Genomic DNA, 18,780 nt, shown 5'->3' on the forward strand with positions numbered 1-18,780 from the left:
GGAGATTATTTTGACAGAAAAAAGAACACGTGAGGATTTAAAACGTGAACGAGCAAAAGCACGTAAATCACAAAAATCCCCAGCAAAAATATGGATTAAACGAATTTTACTTTCAATTCTTGCTATTGGTTTAGCAGGATTTTTATTCGGTGTCGGTTTATTCATTTATTATGTAGCTTCTGCACCGCCACTGGATGAAGAGCTATTGAAGGATCCAATTTCAGCTGAGTTTTACGATATAAATCGCGAATTATTTGCTACAACAGGTGCTGTAGAAAGAAAATATGTTGCATATGACGATATTCCGCAACCAATGATTGACGCAATACTTGCAACTGAGGATGTGCGTTTCTTTAGCCATTTTGGTGTAGATATCTGGCGTACTATGGGTGCCGTTGTTGCCAATGTTCGAGGTGGATTTGGTTCTCAGGGTGGTAGTACGATTACACAACAAGTAGTAAAGAACTCATTCTTTACAAATGAGAAAAATTTAGAACGTAAAGCTCAGGAAGCATGGCTTGCTATTCAATTAGAGCAGCGATATTCAAAAAAAGAAATTTTCGAAATGTACTTCAACAAAATTTTAATGTCCGGTAGAATATATGGATTTGGTACAGCTGCCAACTATTTCTTCGGAAAAGAGTTAAATGAATTAGAATTGGATGAAATGGCGCTCCTTGCAGGTATGCCTCAAAGTCCTAATGCTTATAATCCATTTAAAAATCCAGAACGAGCGCAGCAACGCCGTGATTTAGTTCTTGATTTAATGGTACAGCATGAGAAAATTACTGAAGAACAAGCTGCTGCTGCAAAAGAAATAGACGTTACGACTCGATTATTACCTGAAGAAGAACGCCAAACAGTTGCTGGTTCGCAGTATGATGCTTTCCTTGATGTTGTTTTAAATGAACTTGAAGCAAATGGTGATGGAGACTTACTATCTGAAGGTATTAAAGTGTATACAACCCTTGATCCAAATGCTCAATCAGTTGTAGAAAGCGTGATGAATAATCCAGCTAACTTCCCTACCGAAACAATACAATCAGGGGTAGCAGTTGTAGATACAAAAACTGGGGCTATACGAGCAATAGGTGGCGGACGTAATTTTGGTGCTGACCGCGGATTTAACTATGCTGAAGATTTAACAAAACGAGCACCAGGATCTACGATGAAGCCTTTACTTGATTATGGTCCAGCTATTGAGTATTTAAAATGGTCAACAGGTCATACAACAGTTGATGAACCGATGACATACCAAAACTCAAATCAACAAATTGGAAACTGGGATGGAAAATATTTAGGAACAATGACAATTCGTGAAGCACTTTATACTTCACGTAACATACCTGCAGTAAAAACTTTAAATGAAGTAGGTCATGATCAAGCAAAACAATTCATTTCAAAATTAGGAATCGAAACAGAAGATGTATTTGAATCAGATGCTATAGGTGGCGGTAACATTAATATTTCCCCTATCCAAATGGCTGCATCCTATGCTGCATTTGGAAATAATGGGATATATAATGATCCACACGCTATTATTGAAATCGAGTATCGCGATGGTTCAAAGAAATCCTACGACCATGAATCTGTGGTAGCGATGAATGACTATACTGCATACATGATTACTGACATATTACGTGATGTTGTTGGAAATAAACCAAATGCATCTGGGACAGCAGCAAATGTTCCTGGCTTAGATCTAGCTGGTAAAACAGGGACTACAAACTATTCTGCTGATGACTTTGCAAACTTTAATTTACCAAATACGGCAGTACCTGATTCATGGTTTGCTGGATATACGACAAACTACTCGATTGCCATATGGAGTGGTTATCCAGAGCGTAAAGATCCAATTACCACATGGGATGAGCGTAGATTGCCACAGACATTATTTAAATCGATCATGTCTCAAATTTCGCAGAATGTTGATACACCAAGCTTTACAAAACCAAGTTCTGTCGTTGAAGCAACGATTGAAATTGGTTCTAACCCACTTAAACTCGCAAGTGAATTTACACCTAACGAGTTACGTGCGACAGAGCTATTTGTAAAAGGGACAGAACCAACAGAAGTTTCTGAGGAATATGAACAAATCGAATTGAATGCTCCAACCAATCTTAAAGCAAACTACAATAATTTATGGGGTGTTGTCGATTTAACATGGGAGTTTACTCCACCAGAGACCGATGAGGATGAAGGAGATATACCAATTTCCTTTGAAATTTCCATGGCTCAAGATGGTGAAGAACCAGTAGTTGTTGATACAACTGAAGATAAGAAAATAACAATACCAAATATTGAGGTCGATCGAAACTATACATTCACAGTTGTTGCTGTTTCGGATGACGTTCGAAGTGAGCCAGCTTCCGTTTCAATTACCATTGAAAATCCAATTGATGTTCCAATTATCGATGATCCTAATGTTGATTTCGATGATGATCAAAACAATGGTGATGGAGATCAAGATAATGAAAATAATAACGGAAATAATGGTAACCAAGATAATGAAAATAATAACGGAAATAATGGTAACCAAGATAATCAAAATGATAACAATGGAGAACCAGCAGGAGACGATGATTCATTAATAGATGATGTAATATCACCTGTGTTTCCAACAAATCCGAATTCACCTGGCCGGGGAAATCGGAATGGTGAATAAATAAAAAAACAAGGTAGTTCATAGCGAACTACCTTGTTTTATTTTACTTTGACTCGAAAACGAGCAAGTCGTTTTTTTGTTTCTTTAAATAATTCTTCTAATTGTCTATAACAAGCATACTGAGCTGGTCTTGCTTTTATAAATAATAATCGCTCTGCTCCATTAATCGGTAACACTTCAAAATCTTCATTTATAGGAACAGAAGTAGATTCGACATTGGATGTTGTGTAGATTAATTCCTCATAGAGCTTGATCCCTATTTCCATTAACTCACGAGCTTGTCCATTTCTAGCATCATGAGCTTCGTAAATTTGTTTACTTAACAAATCCCATTTTATAAAAAAAGGATCAACAACTTCCTTTTGTATCATATTAGGGTTGTAAGAAATCATGATTTCACCAAGCCTTTTTTAAGACGCTTTTGCCCCTCTCGACAATCATCTAAAAGTGGACATGTACTACATTGAGGATTTTGTGCTTTGCAATGATAACGACCAAAGAAGATTAACTGATGGTGGGTTTTTGACCACTTTTCCTTTGGTGTTTTCTTCATAATTGTTTCTTCGACTTCTAATACGGTATCCTTTAAACGACATAATCCTAGACGTTTTGATACACGTTCCACATGGGTATCTACAGCTAAAGCAGGTATATTGAAGGCAACGGACAATACAACGTTGGCTGTTTTTCTACCAACACCCGGCAATGTCACTAACTCCTCACGCGTTTGTGGAATTTGACCATCAAATTCATTAATTAATTTTTCACAAAGTAATTGAATGTTTTTTGCTTTATTTCGATATAAACCGATGGAACGAATATCTTGTTGAAGTTCTTCTAGAGATACTGCTAAATAATCTTCAGGAGTCTTATATTTTTTAAACAAATCTTTTGTCACTTTATTTACCAGTACATCTGTACATTGTGCGGACAATAATGTTGCAATCGTTAACTCAAACGGGTTATCGTGTACGAGCTCACAATGTGCATCTGGAAACATTTTATCCATTTCATCTAAGCAATGTTCCCATTGTTTTTTCGTAAGCACCACTTACTCCCCCTATTCTCTTTCATCCAACCAATTATAAAATGACACCTTAGGAATTTCTTTTTGGTCTTCCTTATTTGTTGGAATGGTTTTTGTAGTTTTTTGATGGAATTGCTGTGTATGTTGCTCCACTTGTTTTAAAGAGGAGATGTTTTTCTTTTTCCACTCAAATAAAATACGATCAATATATCTTAAACTAATTTTCCCCGCTAAAACTGCTTCTTTCAGTGCAGCTTTTATTAATGCTGGGCTATGTTGATCCACATCAAGCCACATGGAAATGGTTTCAATTTCCATAGGTGAAAGAAGTCTTCCAAATTCTTGCTCGAAAATCGAAAAAAGCTCACCTTCTTCATTTTTCTTAACGGACTGCTCAGTTTTCTGTTGGTGAGATTCCATTAAATCTAGGATTCTATCCCATAATGGAAATAGTGAGTATTTTTCAAAAAGCTTTCCGTTTGGATCGATTCCTTGTGTAATTTCAAGAAATCCTTTTTGTAATAGTTTTTGTAATAGTATCGTAATTTCATTTGATTTTTTGTGCACTCTAGCTTCTAAGTCAGTTGGAGTTGGAAAGTCATTATTCTCCGCATGAAAAGCTTGTAAATGTATTAATATCATTGCCTCTTCATCCGTAATATTTAGTTGCTTATAGTATTTAAAAAATAGAATGGGCATCGAAACAAATTCATTTTCAGTCCACATGCGGAGTCGAGTATTTTTTTTATGCATAATGATTCACTCCTTTTCATGTAAAGGAAAGCGTCCGCAAAATTACGGACGCTTTATTATATAGCAACATAATGTCGCTATCACGCTATGGATATAGTCTATTTAATAAGCGAGGGAATGGAATACATTCACGAACATGTTCTGCTCCACTTATCCACGCAACAGTACGTTCTAATCCTAAACCGAAACCTGAGTGAGGAACTGAGCCTTGCTTACGTAAATCTAAATACCACGCATAGGCTTCCTCATCTAAGTTATGTTCAGCTAATCTCTGTTTTAATAAATCGAAATCATGAATACGCTCTGATCCGCCGATAATTTCACCATAACCTTCAGGTGCTATTAAATCCGCGCAGAGTACAACATCATCTCGATCTGGATGTGGTTGCATGTAGAACGGCTTTATTCCGACAGGGTAACAAGTGATAAATACTGGTTTATCATATTTTTGTGCAATAGCTGTTTCATGAGGTGCACCGAAATCATCTCCCCACTCGATATCTGTAAAACCTTCTTCTTGAAGGAATTTGATAGCATCATCATAAGAAATGCGTGGGAACGGAGCTTGAATATTTTCTAATTTTGAAATATCTCTTCCTAATCGTTCTAACTCAATTTTACAATTTTTCAAAACTGATTGGACGATATATGAAACATATTGCTCCTGTATTTCAAGATTTTCCTCAAACTCCACAAAAGCCATTTCCGGCTCAATCATCCAAAACTCGATTAAATGACGACGAGTTTTCGATTTTTCTGCACGGAATGTTGGACCAAATGAAAACACTTTACCTAAAGCCATTGCCGCCGCTTCCATATATAGCTGTCCTGATTGAGATAAATAAGCATCCTCATCAAAATATTTCGTATGGAAAAGTTCAGATGTTCCTTCAGGTGCAGAGCCTGTTAATATTGGTGGATCTACCTTAACAAATCCATTTTCGTTGAAAAATTCGTAGGTAGCTCGAATTACTTCGTTTCGAACCTTCATAATTGCATGTTGCTTTCTTGATCGTAACCATAAATGACGGTTGTCCATCAAAAATTCAACACCATGTTCTTTTGGTGTGATTGGATAATCCTGCGCCATTTGAATAACTTCAATGGATGACACAACTAACTCGCAGCCAAAACTACTGCGCTGATCTTCTTTAACAATACCCGTCACATACATTGACGTTTCTTGCGTTAAGCTTTTTGCAAGTGAAAATATCTCTTCCCCAACTTCTTCTTTCACTAGTACACCTTGCACAAAACCTGAACCATCACGAAGTTGTAAAAAGGCGATTTTCCCACTTGAACGTTTGTTTGAAAGCCAAACGCCTAATTTAACAGTTTCGCCAATATGCTTTGGCATCTCATGAATCGTAATTTTCTTCATATGACCTCCAAGAAACTCGTTAATTTAGTCTTGCCATTTTGACTTAACAAAGTCTTCCATTCGACTAACAGCTTCTTCTAATAATTCTAATGATGTTGCATAGCTTAAACGAATCGCATTTGGAACTCCGAACCCTGATCCAGGAATTACTGCTACATTTGCTTCTGTTAATAATGCTGTCGCAAATTCATCCACTGAAGAATAACCTGTTCTTTCAGCTGCTTCACCAACATCAGGTAGGAAATAAAATGCACCTTGTGGCTTAACAAGTCTAAAGCCAGGAATCGCATTTAACTTCGGATAAATAATTTCTAGACGTTCTTCAAATGCTTTTCTCATTTCTTCTACAGAATCTTGAGGACCATTATATGCTTCAATTGTCGCATATTGAGAAGTAGTTGTTGGATTAGAAGTTGAATGAGACGCTAAATCAGTCATTGATTTAATAATGTCTACATTACCTGCTGCATATCCAATACGCCAACCTGTCATTGAATGTGATTTTGCAACCCCATTTACAACAATTGTTCGAGCTTTTATGTCTTCTGAAGTTTCGGCAATTGAATAATGAGTTAAACCATTATATAGCAATTTTTCATAAATTTCATCGGAAACGATTAAGATATCTTTTTCTTCAGCAACTGCTGCCAATGCTTGTAATTCTTCTTTCGAATAAACCATACCAGAAGGATTACTTGGAGAGTTAAGTATTACCGCTTTTGTTTTATCTGTTACAGCATTTCTTAATTGATCTGCGCTAATTTTATAGTTTTGTTCACTCGAACTTTCAACGTATACAGGAACTCCTCCAGCAAGCTTCACCTGTTCTGGATAAGATACCCAATAAGGGATTGGGATGATGACTTCATCACCTTCATTTAAAATGACTTGGAACAACGTGTAGAGAATATGTTTTGCACCAATTCCTACGATTACTTCATTTCGTTTATAGGATAAATGATTATCACGTTCTAATTTATTAATAATTGCATCCTTTAATGCTGGAAGACCACCAGATGGCGTATATTTTGTAAATCCTTTGTTCATCGAATCTGCTGCTGCATCAATGATATTTTGCGGTGTATTAAAATCTGGTTCGCCCGCTCCTAATCCTATTACATTGATTCCTTGCGCTTTTAGTTCATTTGCTTTTGCTGTAATCGCAAGAGTTGAAGATGGTGTTAATGTTTTAACACGGTTTGCTAGTATTTCTTTCATCAAAATTACCCCTCTACAAGTTCAAAATTCTTTTCCACCATTGACCGTCTTCAAATAAAACATAAACGTAATTTAATTTATCTGAGTTATTTGTAAACGCAATTTCCCAAACAGCTCCAACTTCCTCATACCCTAATTTAGCATGGAGTACTTTTTTGACATTTGTTTCGTTATTAACAAACGACAAAGCCTGCTCCTCCGTAATACCGTTTTGCAAAAATACTTCCTGAATCGAATTTTCTTCTAAATTGATTGGAACAAATATTGCTTTTTTATTACCCTCTTCATCCTCCCCAAAGACAGTAACATACGGTTTATTGCCATTATAAACATAGGAATCAGTAATTTCTGCAATCGAATTAGTGGATAATGCTAATTCTTCTGCTTGTTTTTCTATATCATTTACTGGCGCCATGGCTTGTGAAATAACTAGAATTGAAATAACAAGCGACATTGATAAAATAAAGATGGCAATAAATATTATCCAATTCTTTATTTTATTTTTTTCTTTTTTTTCCATCTATGTCATCCTGCTTTCTTTCCTCATCTTAGCTATTATACCAATGTTCAAGCTCTAAAACCATATCTTGTAATGGTAGTTTTTGTACTGAAATTGGCGGTAATGCTTCAATAAATTCTTTTCCATAAGATTTCGTATCAATACGTCTATCTAAAACTATAAATACACCTTTATCTGAAGATGTTCGAATAAGTCTTCCAAACCCTTGTTTAAAACGAATGATCGCTTCTGGTAATGATAATTCTTTAAAAGGATTTCGACCTTGCTTTTGCAAAGTTAAGGATTTTGCTTTAAAAGTAGGTTCTTCTGGGGCAGTAAAAGGCAAACGTACAACAATTACTGCCGACAATCCTTCACCTGGTACATCTACCCCTTCCCAAAAGCTGTTTGTTCCAAATAACACAGAATGATTAAACTTTTGGAAGGATTTTAGCAGCCTCATCCTACTACCAGGTGTTACACCTTGAGCAAATAACATATAGTCCTGAAGTAGCTCGCTTTCCTGAATAAGATCGACGGTTTTTCTTAGCATATCCTGTGATGTGAAAAGTACAAAGCAACGTCCTTGTGTCGTTCTTACAATTCGAGTAATTGCTTGAGCAACCGATTCAATATATTCATTTTGCGAGACTGCCTGTATTTCTGGAATATCATTCACGATAAATGCCTTTGCACCGCTGTAATATTCACTATTTGCATGCAAAGAATAAATAGGCACTTGTGAATTGATCCCTAATTGTTCAGCAATAAATCGTTTATTATTTGGTACAGTCATCGTTCCAGACGTCCAAATGACCGAACTAGTTTTACGAATCGATTCAAACAACCGATATACCGTTTCTTGTACGTCAATTGGTTTCTTCATAATTCGAATACTCCCTGGGATATTCCTTATATCCATTTCTACCCATGTTGAACAACGATTACTTTCTAATAAAAATATGTCATCCCATTCCGACACTTTAATTTTGAATTCACGAATCCAATACTTCCATTGCTCTAAAATAGAAACGTGATCTTTTGTTATTTGTTCCACTTGTTTTTCAAATTTCTTCGTTATTTGCTCTGCATGATCAATCCAAGCTTGAATGGCATTTGATACCTCTTTCCAATCAACCGCATCCAGTTCTAACTCATTTAAAAAATGAACAAGCTTTGTTTCATACTTATTAGGAGCAAATGTACTCTTCATTTTTTTAGCAATATAATTCATCTTTTCATCAAATAATCTGGTAATTTGCTCAAACTTTTTATCGAGTTGATAAAAGAATTGCATCGGAATGATTTTGTATTTTTGAGCAAGCTTTTTTATAGAAAATAACAGTTGTTCATCTGTAGATGTACCTACCTGACCAAAGGCATATTTCCAATTTGTATAAGTTAAAATGGATTCTTCTCTGACACTTGCAGCTTGCACGAATTGATGAGCCTCATCAATAATAAAACCGCCGATATTATGGAATATTGGCTCCCTACGATTTAAATCTGCAATTAACATGGTGTGATTTGTGATGATTAAATCTGATTTTTCACTATCTTTTATTGCCTGTTCATAAAAATCAAAGTGTGATTTCTTTTTGTTCGTTTCATTTGGGATTTTTCTTATTTTCTCTAAAAATAACTGACCTCCTCCCGAAACATTCAACTCACCCATATCACCTGTCTCTGTTTTCGTAAGCCAAACTAGTACTTGTAAGAATGTTAATACTTCATCATAGGATAAATCTTTTAGTCGCATCATTTGCTCAAAACGTTCAAGGTCAATATAGTTTTGCATCCCTTTTAAAAGTACTACATTGATTGGATTTCCAAGCATGTTCTCTAATTTTGGAATTTCACTATATAAAAGCTGTTCTAGTAAATGGGATGTATAGGTACTAATACAAACTTTGCTATTGCTTTTTTTTGCAAATAGTATAGATGGCAATAAATAACCTAATGTCTTACCTATTCCCGTAGATGCCTCAATGACTACTTCGGTTTTCTCGTTGAAGCTATTCCATATAATGTCCATCATTTCATATTGCTGCGGTCGTTCTTCAAAATTTTTCGTCGCTTTTTTTAAGAAGTTTGATTTTTCATCTTTTAATACAGGATACTCTTGAACATTTTCTATACTTATTGCATGCTTCTCTTTTCTTTTTTTAAGGGCTAGTTGATTATAAAAGAAAATATTTGAATGATCCTGGATCTTATTTCGTTTTAGCTGTAACGCATCAAAAAAGAGCTGGGAAATATTCGATCTAAGTCGAAATGAAAATTTATGAAGCTGTTCTAATGTTGTAAGAGGTAACGCTAACAACTCCTCCCAACACTTTTTCAGCAGTAATGCACATGCCAAAGCATCATCATCTGCTCTATGCGCTTGATTTAAAGGAATATTTAAATCAAGTGCTAAATCCCCTAACTTATAGCTAAAGGACATTGGGTATAAAATTTTTACGAGTTCCACAGTATCGATTTTTTTCCCTCTCCATTGAGGAAGACCTGCACGTACAAATTCAGCCTGTAAAAATGATAAATCGAAATCTACATTATGGGCTACAAAAATTGCATCGTTCATTAGTTCATATATAGTATCTGCATGGGCTTCAAAAGGCAATGCATCTTGCACATCAGCATCAGTAATATTTGTTAAATCTTGTATATGAAGCGGAATGGATTTACCTGGATGTATGAAGGTTGTAAAAGTCTTTTCAATCACCCAATCTTTCATAATGACAAGTGCGATTTGAATCATCCGATCTCCACTTGCAGGTGAATGTCCAGTCGTTTCCAAATCTGCAATGACATACTTTTGACTTTCCATTTCAACTTCAACTCTCATTTCCCTAAAAATAAATAAATCAATGAACACTTGTATTCAAGTCATAGGAGTCCATTAATTTGTAGATAAAGGAATTTTAACATATACACTTGCTTTGGTCATGTTTTTCAAATAGGAACATGAGCGTATTCAATATTATGTTGTTTAAATTTGTAAGAAAAGTATTGGATTGTTCGATTGAATGGAATATTAAATGAGCGAAAAATTTCTCACATTAATCCATAAAACAGAAAAAGAGTATGCTTTGGATATCAACACACTCTTTTTGTTAAACTTCTTATTGAATTTCGACTTTATTTATACAACACTTTCATTATGTTTTAACTTCAGCTAAGCACTAATTTATTATTATCATCTAAACTTTAATGTTACTACCACTTAATGGTGTTCGCTTATGAAGTTATCCCCATATCTCTTTCGAAATATCTACAATATACTTCAGTTTCGCCCATTGCTCATCCTCCGTTAAAATATTTCCGTGATGAGTAGAAGCAAATCCACATTGCGGACTGATACATAATTGCTCTAAGGGCACATATTTAGTTGCCTCTTCTATACGTGCTTTAATATTTTCTTTATCTTCTAGCTCCCCATGTTTTGAAGTGAATACCCCTAGCACCACTTGTGGTCCACCATTTGGTATATATTCCAATGGTCCGAAATCTCCAGAACGATCATCATCATATTCCAAGAAAAATCCGTTTACTTTTTCTTTAGCAAACAATGTTGGCGCAATTTTCGCATAACTTCCTTCAAAGGCCCATTTTGAACGGTAATTTCCGCGGCAAAGGTGAGTGGTTACAATTAGATCTTCCGGTTTTTCTTCTAGTACTCCATTTACTACACGCAGTGCTAAGTCTATCAACTCTTCACGAGAATAGCCACTATCATTAAATGGAATATCCGGAGCATTCAGACCCGCAATATATACATCGTCTAATTGTAAGTAGCGGCAACCTGCATCATAAAAGGCCTTGATAGCATCGCGATATGTTTGGATAATATCTTTTGTATATTCTTCAATATCTGGGTAAATTTCTAGATTACGAATACCCGCGTTAAATAATTGGTTAGGACTTGGGATTGTTTGTTTTGCAACAGCACGGTCCCCGACAATTTCTTTAAATTCGAGAAAATCTTTAATATGCGGGTGATCTGGGTTGAATGAGATTTTCCCCACAACACGCACATCGTATCTTTCTGTTTCTTCCCCTTTAAACGCGAAACCATGATTTGGAACGTATCCTTCTACTCCATTTAAATGCTCGAGAAAATCTGTATGCCAAAATCTTCTACGAAATTCTCCATCTGTAACAGCTTGAAGCCCAACTTCAATTTGTTTATTAACAATTTTTTTAATCTCTTCTGTTTCAATTGCATGTAATTCTTGTTTAGTTATATTGCCTTCTTGAAAATCCTTTCTTGCCTTATGAATTCTCTCTGGTCGTAATAAACTTCCTACGTGATCCGCTCTAAATGGAGCTTTTATAAGTGTTTTTGTCATCAATTATTTCCCTCTTTCCTTTTTAGAACCTTCTTCTTTAATGTAAGGTTAGTGTATCATAGGAAAATCATTATAACGTAACACATAAAAACTATTCCTCGCTATAGCTTTTAACTATAACTATAGTGAATTCTTTAATGATTGCCCATTAATTTGAAAGAGCGAGGTGTTGAAAATAGAATTGTTATAATCTACACGAAGAACTTATGTAATATTTTAGTAACCTTAGAATCCACTAAAATAATTTCATTATTTCATAGCCCCAACACATAAAAAAAATCACCTCATAAAAACTTGAGGTGATTTAAAATATTCTTTTTATATAAAAATATGTAATACATCATTAGTTACCAACTTTAATGTAGTTGGACATTCTTTCAATGAAAATGTATGCCTCTTCCTCATGCATTAACATCATTTTATGCAAATAAAAAGAGCAGGGGCTCATCAATCCCTGCTCACTAACTGCATTCCGACAATCCGAGTCGTTTATGAATGCAATGTTGTAAAGTATAATCTTTACTAGGTTTGGCACCTAAATTCTATTTTATTACTAAATCTTCATTGATGCAATAGATTTTTAATGGAAATATTATAAAATCGTTGCTTCTGGTTCGTAGCTAATCATTTCTTTAATGGAATTGTTTTCTCCCATAATTGCAACTGTTGGTTTATGATTTGCAGCCTCGAGTGCTTCTACATATACGTAGGAAATGATAATGACAATATCCCCTTTTTGTACTAAACGAGCAGCAGCTCCGTTTACACAAATTACGCCACTTCCACGTTCACCTGCGATAATATATGTTTCAAAGCGAGCACCGTTATTGTTGTTTACAATATGAACTTTTTCGTTAGGTAGCATTCCTACAGCATCTAAAATATCTTGATCGATTGTGATCGAACCAACATAATTTAAATCCGCTTGAGTTACTTGTGCACGATGTATTTTACTATTCATCATCATTCTAAACATACTTTCGTTACCCCTTTATATTAAAAATTAAGTTATCAATTAGTCTAGTTTTTCCAATATAAACGGCTGTCGCTAATAAGAATTGCGTCGTCTCCTCTGTAACCACTTTCAAATCAGGGTAGGACAGCAATTGTAAATAATCAATTTTACCTGATGTTTTATTTTCAATATGTTTTATCGCTAAACGAACCGCTCTCTCAACATCTTGACTAGCTAAAAATTCTTCTTTTGCTATTTGAAGTGCTTCGTATATTGCAGGTGCTTCTATACGTTCTTCTTCTGTTAAATAAACATTACGAGAAGACTTTGCTAGACCATCTACTTCACGAACGATTGGAACTGTACATATTTCAAGTGGAAAATTATAATCCCGTACCATCGTTTGAATGATTGCTACTTGTTGCGCATCCTTTTGACCAAAATAAGCGCGAGTCGGTTCAGCAAGATGGAATAATTTCGAAACAACCTGCAAAACGCCATCAAAATGTCCAGGTCTTGATGCACCACATAAGATTTCTGATTGTCTTCCAGCACAAATTCTTATACCACCGTCTGTTGGATACATTTCTTCAACAGTTGGTGCAAAAATGACATCTACACTTACTGTTTCAGCAAGTTTCACATCACGTTCTAAATCCCTTGGATATGACTCAAAGTCCTCATTTGGACCAAATTGCGTTGGATTGACGAATATACTCATAATAACAAAATCATTTTCTTGTCGTGCTGTATTTGCTAATGTTAAATGCCCGTCATGTAAAAAGCCCATTGTAGGTACTAAACCTATTGTTTTCCCTTGTGCTTTTACTTCGTTAACGAATGCTTTTAACTCTGCAATCGTTTTGACTACGTTCATTATTTTACGCCTCCATAAATTTGCGATAACTCTTCATCCTTCATCGTAAAGCTATGAGCTATTGTTGGAAACGAACCATCGCGAACAGCATCAGTGTATCCTTTAACACCGCGCAAAATCTCTTCACCAACAAATGCAAAGCTTTGTGCGAACTTCGGTATATGGTGACTTCCATACTTCAATAAATCATGGAAAACGAGCACCTGACCATCCGCCTCTGGACCTGCACCAATACCGATTGTTGGAATGATACATTCTTCTGTAACAGCTTTAGTTAATTGATGAGGGATACATTCTAAAACAATCCCGCAAGCTCCTGCTTCTTCACAACGCTTTGCATCCTCAATTAATTTTCTAGCTTGTTCAGCCGTTTTCCCTTGAACTTTATAACCACCAAATACGCCAACTGACTGTGGTGTTAAACCTAAATGCGAAACGACTGGGATTCCTGCATTCGTTAATTTTTTAATAACCTCAAGGACTTCACCAGCACCTTCAAGCTTTAATGCATCTGCTCCCGTTTCTTGCATCATTCGTACTGCTGTTTTCAATGTGTCATTAAGGTCTCCATGATAGGAGCCAAATGGCATATCCACAACGACAAAAGTATCCTTCGCACCTCGACGAACAGCTTTTGCATGGTGAATCATATCTTCTACCGTCACTGGTACTGTTGAATCATAGCCAAGGACAACCATACCTAATGAATCCCCAACTAAAATCATATCGACCTTTGCTTCTTCTGCAAATTTTGCAGCTGGAAAATCATAAGCCGTAATCATGACAATTTTCTCACCATTTGCTTTCATTTTTAAAAAATCACTCGTCGTTTTCATTTTTCCTCTCCTTTTCAATTTAAGAAGAAAACAAAAAATACCCTTCTGTCATAAATTTGGACAGAAGGGTAGCGTCATTTAAAAATGATTCATTAACGCGAACGTTTTCTTCCGTCCTTGTCTTAAAAGATCAAGGCAGACTGTTTTTTAGTAGTAAACAAATTATAGGTACAGTTCAAAAAGATACTGTCCATACGGCTACTATAACAGCTTTTTAAGAAAACGTACAGTCATGAAATTGATTCATATTGTCATGTATTAGCTTAACTCAATATCTGCAGAATAAACTCTTTTTATCTCACCATTGTCTAACTGAATTTCTAAAATACCATCTTCTGTAATCCCGATGGCTAAACCTTCAATGACTTCTCGCAATGTCGTTGCTCTAATTCTCTTACCAATTGTTCCAGATGCTTCTTCCCATAAAATTTTAATTGGGCTAAAACCATGCTGTACGTATAAATCTGTATATTTCTCTAAATAGTTTAATATAGTTGCTATTAATATCGCTCTATCTAGTGATTCATTTTCTTCTATCGAAAGAGATGTGGCAGTGTTTTGAAGTTCCTCAGGGAAATCAGAAGACTGTTGATTTACATTTATGCCTATACCGATAAGTAATGCTTGCACTTGATCGATTTCAGCAATCATTTCCGTTAAAATCCCAGTACATTTTTTACCGTTAATTAAAATGTCATTCGGCCATTTAATTTCCGGATGAATATGTTTGTATAAAGATTTAATAGCATTTACGACAGCAACAGCAACTACAAGTGTAAATTGTGGTGCTTGATGCGGTAAAACATTCGGCCGAATAATGACCGTCATCCAAATTCCTTTTCCTTTTGTGGACTCCCAATGTCGTGCCATTCGGCCTTTTCCTTTAGACTGGCTTTCTGCAATAATAACAGTACCATCAACCGCTTCATTACGAGCCAATTCGTGGCCGATTGTTTGAGTTGAAGTACAGTCTTCAAAGTAGTGGATTGACTGGCCTAAGCGATTCGTAGCTAGATAATTTGAAATACGCGCAGGATCCACCCGATCTGGTGTTGCTACGAGTACATACCCCTTTTTCTTTATTGTGTCGAAGGTATATCCCTCATCTTGAAGTGTTTGCATATGCTTCCAAATGGCAGTTCGTGATATACCAAATTCTTCTCCGAGTTGTTGACCAGATAATGGTTCGCCATTTGCTGAAAGAAATCGTTTCAGTATTTCATCCTTCAATGTTAAATTCATTTAAAAACCATTCCTTCAAATGTTGTTCGTCGTTTTTTACATGACCTTTTAGTACAGCAACTAGTGCAGCATCTAATGCAACTTTCATCCATGGACCGCCTTTTTTTGACGCCCACTCTTTAAAATGAGTCCCATTCACAGCTAATTGGTTTAATGATTGAATTGGTAAACTTGATTTCACGAGTGCAATATGCTCTTTTCTGAAAGGTACTTTCTTTTGTTGCCATATTGCAAAATCGTAGGCTACCTCTAATGTAGATAAATCATATTGGAAATAATCTAGCTCATTCCAATGGTTAAGTAATGCTTGATAGCAATTTAGAACAGTACGAATAAAGTTCTTCTCTCTGTTGGAAAGCTTATAAAAATCAATGATTTCATTTAAATTTGTTCTATTAAGTAAACAAAGATATGCCCAACCTACTTCAGAACGATTGGAATTGAAATACTTCCAATCTTCTAAGTTTTTTCGAAAATTCCCTTTAAGATATTTGGCTAAATTACTATCAACCAATGCGTTCACACCAGCATAAACATTCTGGGTCATCCACATTTTTGATAGCTCCATATGGATTCGCTCTTTTGCAATAAACTCAATTAATTCACTGTCCTGTTGAATGGCTTTTAATGTATTTTTCTCTAATGAAAAACCAAGTTGTGCACTAAAGCGTACAGCTCTCAACATTCGGAGGGCATCTTCTCTAAATCTTGAATTCGGGTCCCCAACTGCACGAATAATTTGATGTTCGATGTCGTCTTTTCCACCATATATATCAATTAGTTCACCATTTTTGGTCATAGCCATTGCATTAATCGTAAAATCACGACGTTGTAAATCTTTTTCTAAACTCTTTACAAATGTAACTTCTTCAGGTCTACGAAAATCAATATAAATCCCCTCTGTACGATAAGTTGTTACTTCAATAGGTTGCCCTTCATCCAGCACTAGTACTGTACCGTGAGCAATCCCTATATCTACAGTGGATGAAAATATTTTTTTAATTTCATTCGGCATAGCACTGGTCGCTACGTCAACATCATGTACCTGTTGCTTTAGTAAAAAATCACGAACCGCGCCACCAACTACTACTGCTTCAAAACCCGCTTTTTCAATTTTTTCAATTACGCGAATTGCAGCTTGCCAGTCTTTGTTTTCAATCATACTCTTAGTACCGCCAAACGTTCATATAACTGTTCATAATGATCAATAATAAGCTTTGAATTAAATTTTGTTTGAGAGGCAGAAATTGCAGCTCTTCTGAAATCATTTAATTTTTCTTCGTCTGATAAAAGTTCTAGCGCATAATCTGCTGCTTGCTCAACGCCACCTAAAGGAACTATATAACCATTTACTCCATGTTCAATCACTTCAGGTATACCTCCTACAGCAGTTCCTATACCAGGTACTCCACATGCCATTCCCTCTAATAAAACTAAACCAAAGGATTCTTTTTCTGATAGTAATAACATTAAGTCACTAATCGAAAAAAGCTCTTCTACATTTTCTTGTTTTCCTAAAAATAGAATGTCCTGTTTATAAGGAGAGTTTTTTACTAAATCCATTACACGGTGCTTTTCAGGACCATCACCAACGAGTAGTAATTTAGAAGGCATTTGCTCCCTGATTTTCAGGAATGTTTGAATAATATCAGGTAGGTTTTTAATTTTTCTGAAGTTTGATACATGAATGATCACACGTTCATTTTCTTTTATACCAAATTGCTCTTTTAAATTTCCTGCATCGATCGGTCTAAACACCGAATCATCTACAAAATTGTAAATCGTCTCAATTTCTTTTGTCGTATCAATTAGCTCGTAAGTTTGTTCTTTTAAAGAATTTGAAACTGCTGTCACAATATCTGATTTTTCAATGCCGTATTTTATTGCATGCGCAAGAGTCGAATCTTGCCCTAATACAGATATATCAGTCCCATGTAAAGTAGTGATTATGCCAATGTTTTCACCACAAATTTCACGGGCTAAAACCGCACATACCGCATGTGGGATTGCATAGTGCACATGTATACAATCTAATTTTTCACTTTTTATAACATCCGCCATTTTACTTGCTAAAGCAATATCATATGGTGGATATTGAAATACTGAATAATTATTGACTTCTACTTCATGGAAAAATACGTTCGGATATATTTTCTTCAATCGAAAAGGTACACTGGATGTTATAAAATGTATTTCGTGTCCGCGCTCTGCAAGCATTTTCCCTAGTTCTGTTGCAATCACACCTGACCCACCAACAGTTGGATAACATGTAATACCAATTTTTAATTTTTTCATCCGACGTTTCATCCTCTCTTTTTTACTAATTTCATTTAAATGACTGAGTTATTTATAGATATATAAAATAAACAACATTGTCAATCAATTACACTTAGTACAATATTGTTACTGATATGTTTAGTAACTCTAACGTAATACCAATACAAATCGGTAACATCCGCAAGAAGATTTGACACTATTCAGTACCTAATGATTGTTCATAAATGTTCACTTTCTTCTTTCTTGAATTAATCGCCAGTCTACAAAACCTTCTTGTAGCCCCTTTAATAAAATTTCAGCAGTCCCCATATTCGTTGCAAGGGGAATATGGTATACATCACATAACCGTACAAGCGCAGTTACATCTGGTTCATGAGGCTGTGCTGTTAATGGATCACGGAAGAATACAACCATATCCATGTCGTTATTTGCAATCATAGAACCAATTTGTTGATCTCCTCCAAGGGGACCTGAACGAAATCTCGTAAGTTTTAATCCAACCTCATCCTGAATTCTCTGTCCAGTTGTTCCTGTAGCATAAAGCTCATGTTGTTGTAATATTTCTTTATATGCGATTGCAAATTCAACAAGACTATCTTTTTTATGATCATGTGCAATTAAGGCTATTTTCATTTTCTTCATCCCATTCTTTTTCACGTATTGTCAAAAATAATTTATATAAATCGCTAATAAATGTT

Annotated in this window: 16 protein-coding genes; 1 reads left to right on the plus strand and 15 read right to left on the minus strand. The window is 35.4% G+C overall.

Annotated features, from left to right (window positions below; translation table 11 throughout):
• Positions 1 to 10 precede the first annotated feature (10 nt).
• Positions 11 to 2,665 (plus strand): PBP1A family penicillin-binding protein, encoded by a 2,655-nt coding sequence (locus CD30_RS10930; RefSeq protein WP_036176706.1) that lies wholly within the window; start codon positions 11 to 13, stop codon positions 2,663 to 2,665.
• Between the two features lie 38 nt (positions 2,666 to 2,703).
• Here the strand turns inward: CD30_RS10930 and CD30_RS10935 are convergent, their stop codons facing one another.
• The 15 genes from CD30_RS10935 to mgsA form a co-directional block, all read right to left on the minus strand.
• Entirely contained in the window at positions 2,704 to 3,057 is a 354-nt protein-coding gene (locus CD30_RS10935; RefSeq protein WP_052126159.1) for a YpoC family protein, read from the minus strand.
• Positions 3,054 to 3,713: an endonuclease III gene (gene nth / locus CD30_RS10940; RefSeq protein ID WP_036176710.1), complete on the minus strand. Its 660-nt coding sequence runs from the start codon at positions 3,711 to 3,713 to the stop codon at positions 3,054 to 3,056. The genes CD30_RS10935 and nth overlap by 4 nt, the downstream gene beginning before the upstream one ends.
• Before the next feature lie 12 nt (positions 3,714 to 3,725).
• Entirely contained in the window at positions 3,726 to 4,445 is a 720-nt protein-coding gene (locus tag CD30_RS10945; RefSeq protein WP_036176712.1) for a DnaD domain-containing protein, read from the minus strand.
• A gap of 85 nt (positions 4,446 to 4,530) precedes the next feature.
• Entirely contained in the window at positions 4,531 to 5,826 is a 1,296-nt protein-coding gene (gene asnS / locus CD30_RS10950; protein WP_036176714.1) for an asparagine--tRNA ligase, read from the minus strand.
• Positions 5,827 to 5,850: 24 nt separating this feature from the next.
• Positions 5,851 to 7,044 (minus strand): pyridoxal phosphate-dependent aminotransferase, encoded by a 1,194-nt coding sequence (locus CD30_RS10955; protein ID WP_036176717.1) that lies wholly within the window; start codon positions 7,042 to 7,044, stop codon positions 5,851 to 5,853.
• Positions 7,045 to 7,057: 13 nt separating this feature from the next.
• Positions 7,058 to 7,540 carry a cell wall elongation regulator TseB-like domain-containing protein gene (locus tag CD30_RS10960; protein ID WP_036176743.1) on the minus strand — a complete coding sequence of 161 codons (483 nt, stop codon included), beginning with the start codon at positions 7,538 to 7,540 and terminating at the stop codon, positions 7,058 to 7,060.
• 52 nt (positions 7,541 to 7,592) lie between these two features.
• Complete coding sequence (gene dinG / locus CD30_RS10965) at positions 7,593 to 10,373, minus strand: ATP-dependent DNA helicase DinG (RefSeq protein WP_036176746.1); 2,781 nt, start codon at positions 10,371 to 10,373, stop codon at positions 7,593 to 7,595.
• Positions 10,374 to 10,791: 418 nt separating this feature from the next.
• Positions 10,792 to 11,895, minus strand: a complete 1,104-nt coding sequence (locus CD30_RS10970) for a 5-methyltetrahydropteroyltriglutamate--homocysteine S-methyltransferase (protein ID WP_036176719.1) — start codon at positions 11,893 to 11,895, stop codon at positions 10,792 to 10,794.
• 592 nt (positions 11,896 to 12,487) lie between these two features.
• Positions 12,488 to 12,871: an aspartate 1-decarboxylase gene (gene panD, locus CD30_RS10975; RefSeq protein ID WP_036176721.1), complete on the minus strand. Its 384-nt coding sequence runs from the start codon at positions 12,869 to 12,871 to the stop codon at positions 12,488 to 12,490.
• Positions 12,872 to 12,878: 7 nt separating this feature from the next.
• Entirely contained in the window at positions 12,879 to 13,727 is an 849-nt protein-coding gene (panC, locus tag CD30_RS10980; protein ID WP_036176723.1) for a pantoate--beta-alanine ligase, read from the minus strand.
• Positions 13,727 to 14,563: a 3-methyl-2-oxobutanoate hydroxymethyltransferase gene (gene panB / locus CD30_RS10985; protein ID WP_036176725.1), complete on the minus strand. Its 837-nt coding sequence runs from the start codon at positions 14,561 to 14,563 to the stop codon at positions 13,727 to 13,729. The genes panC and panB overlap by 1 nt, the downstream gene beginning before the upstream one ends.
• A gap of 258 nt (positions 14,564 to 14,821) precedes the next feature.
• A complete protein-coding gene (locus tag CD30_RS10990) occupies positions 14,822 to 15,805 on the minus strand; it encodes a biotin--[acetyl-CoA-carboxylase] ligase (protein WP_036176727.1) in 984 nt (327 codons plus the stop codon).
• Entirely contained in the window at positions 15,783 to 16,967 is a 1,185-nt protein-coding gene (locus CD30_RS10995; protein ID WP_036176729.1) for a CCA tRNA nucleotidyltransferase, read from the minus strand. Before CD30_RS10995 ends, CD30_RS10990 begins: the two co-directional genes overlap by 23 nt.
• The gene (bshA, locus tag CD30_RS11000) at positions 16,964 to 18,100 is read right to left on the minus strand and encodes an N-acetyl-alpha-D-glucosaminyl L-malate synthase BshA (RefSeq protein ID WP_036176731.1); all 1,137 of its coding nucleotides are present in this window, start codon (positions 18,098 to 18,100) and stop codon (positions 16,964 to 16,966) included. Before bshA ends, CD30_RS10995 begins: the two co-directional genes overlap by 4 nt.
• A gap of 210 nt (positions 18,101 to 18,310) precedes the next feature.
• Positions 18,311 to 18,715 carry a methylglyoxal synthase gene (gene mgsA, locus CD30_RS11005; protein ID WP_036176733.1) on the minus strand — a complete coding sequence of 135 codons (405 nt, stop codon included), beginning with the start codon at positions 18,713 to 18,715 and terminating at the stop codon, positions 18,311 to 18,313.
• Between the last annotated feature and the right edge of the window lie 65 nt (positions 18,716 to 18,780).

Origin of the sequence: Ureibacillus massiliensis 4400831 = CIP 108448 = CCUG 49529 (assembly GCF_000772965.1) — a bacterium.
Lineage (GTDB): Bacteria > Bacillota > Bacilli > Bacillales_A > Planococcaceae > Ureibacillus > Ureibacillus massiliensis.

Excerpts from the sequence above, each read along its gene's own strand:
- bshA (WP_036176731.1), bottom strand. The coding sequence starts at position 18,100 with ATGAAAAAATTAAAAATTGGTATTACATGTTATCCAACTGTTGGTGGG.
- asnS (WP_036176714.1), bottom strand. The coding sequence starts at position 5,826 with ATGAAGAAAATTACGATTCATGAGATGCCAAAGCATATTGGCGAAACT.
- dinG (WP_036176746.1), bottom strand. The coding sequence starts at position 10,373 with ATGGAAAGTCAAAAGTATGTCATTGCAGATTTGGAAACGACTGGACAT.
- CD30_RS10945 (WP_036176712.1), bottom strand. The coding sequence starts at position 4,445 with ATGCATAAAAAAAATACTCGACTCCGCATGTGGACTGAAAATGAATTT.
- panD (WP_036176721.1), bottom strand. The coding sequence starts at position 12,871 with ATGTTTAGAATGATGATGAATAGTAAAATACATCGTGCACAAGTAACT.
- CD30_RS10935 (WP_052126159.1), bottom strand. The coding sequence starts at position 3,057 with ATGATTTCTTACAACCCTAATATGATACAAAAGGAAGTTGTTGATCCT.
- CD30_RS10955 (WP_036176717.1), bottom strand. The coding sequence starts at position 7,044 with ATGAAAGAAATACTAGCAAACCGTGTTAAAACATTAACACCATCTTCA.
- CD30_RS10990 (WP_036176727.1), bottom strand. The coding sequence starts at position 15,805 with ATGAATTTAACATTGAAGGATGAAATACTGAAACGATTTCTTTCAGCA.
- CD30_RS10995 (WP_036176729.1), bottom strand. The coding sequence starts at position 16,967 with ATGATTGAAAACAAAGACTGGCAAGCTGCAATTCGCGTAATTGAAAAA.
- CD30_RS10970 (WP_036176719.1), bottom strand. The coding sequence starts at position 11,895 with ATGACAAAAACACTTATAAAAGCTCCATTTAGAGCGGATCACGTAGGA.
- mgsA (WP_036176733.1), bottom strand. The coding sequence starts at position 18,715 with ATGAAAATAGCCTTAATTGCACATGATCATAAAAAAGATAGTCTTGTT.
- panC (WP_036176723.1), bottom strand. The coding sequence starts at position 13,727 with ATGAACGTAGTCAAAACGATTGCAGAGTTAAAAGCATTCGTTAACGAA.
- panB (WP_036176725.1), bottom strand. The coding sequence starts at position 14,563 with ATGAAAACGACGAGTGATTTTTTAAAAATGAAAGCAAATGGTGAGAAA.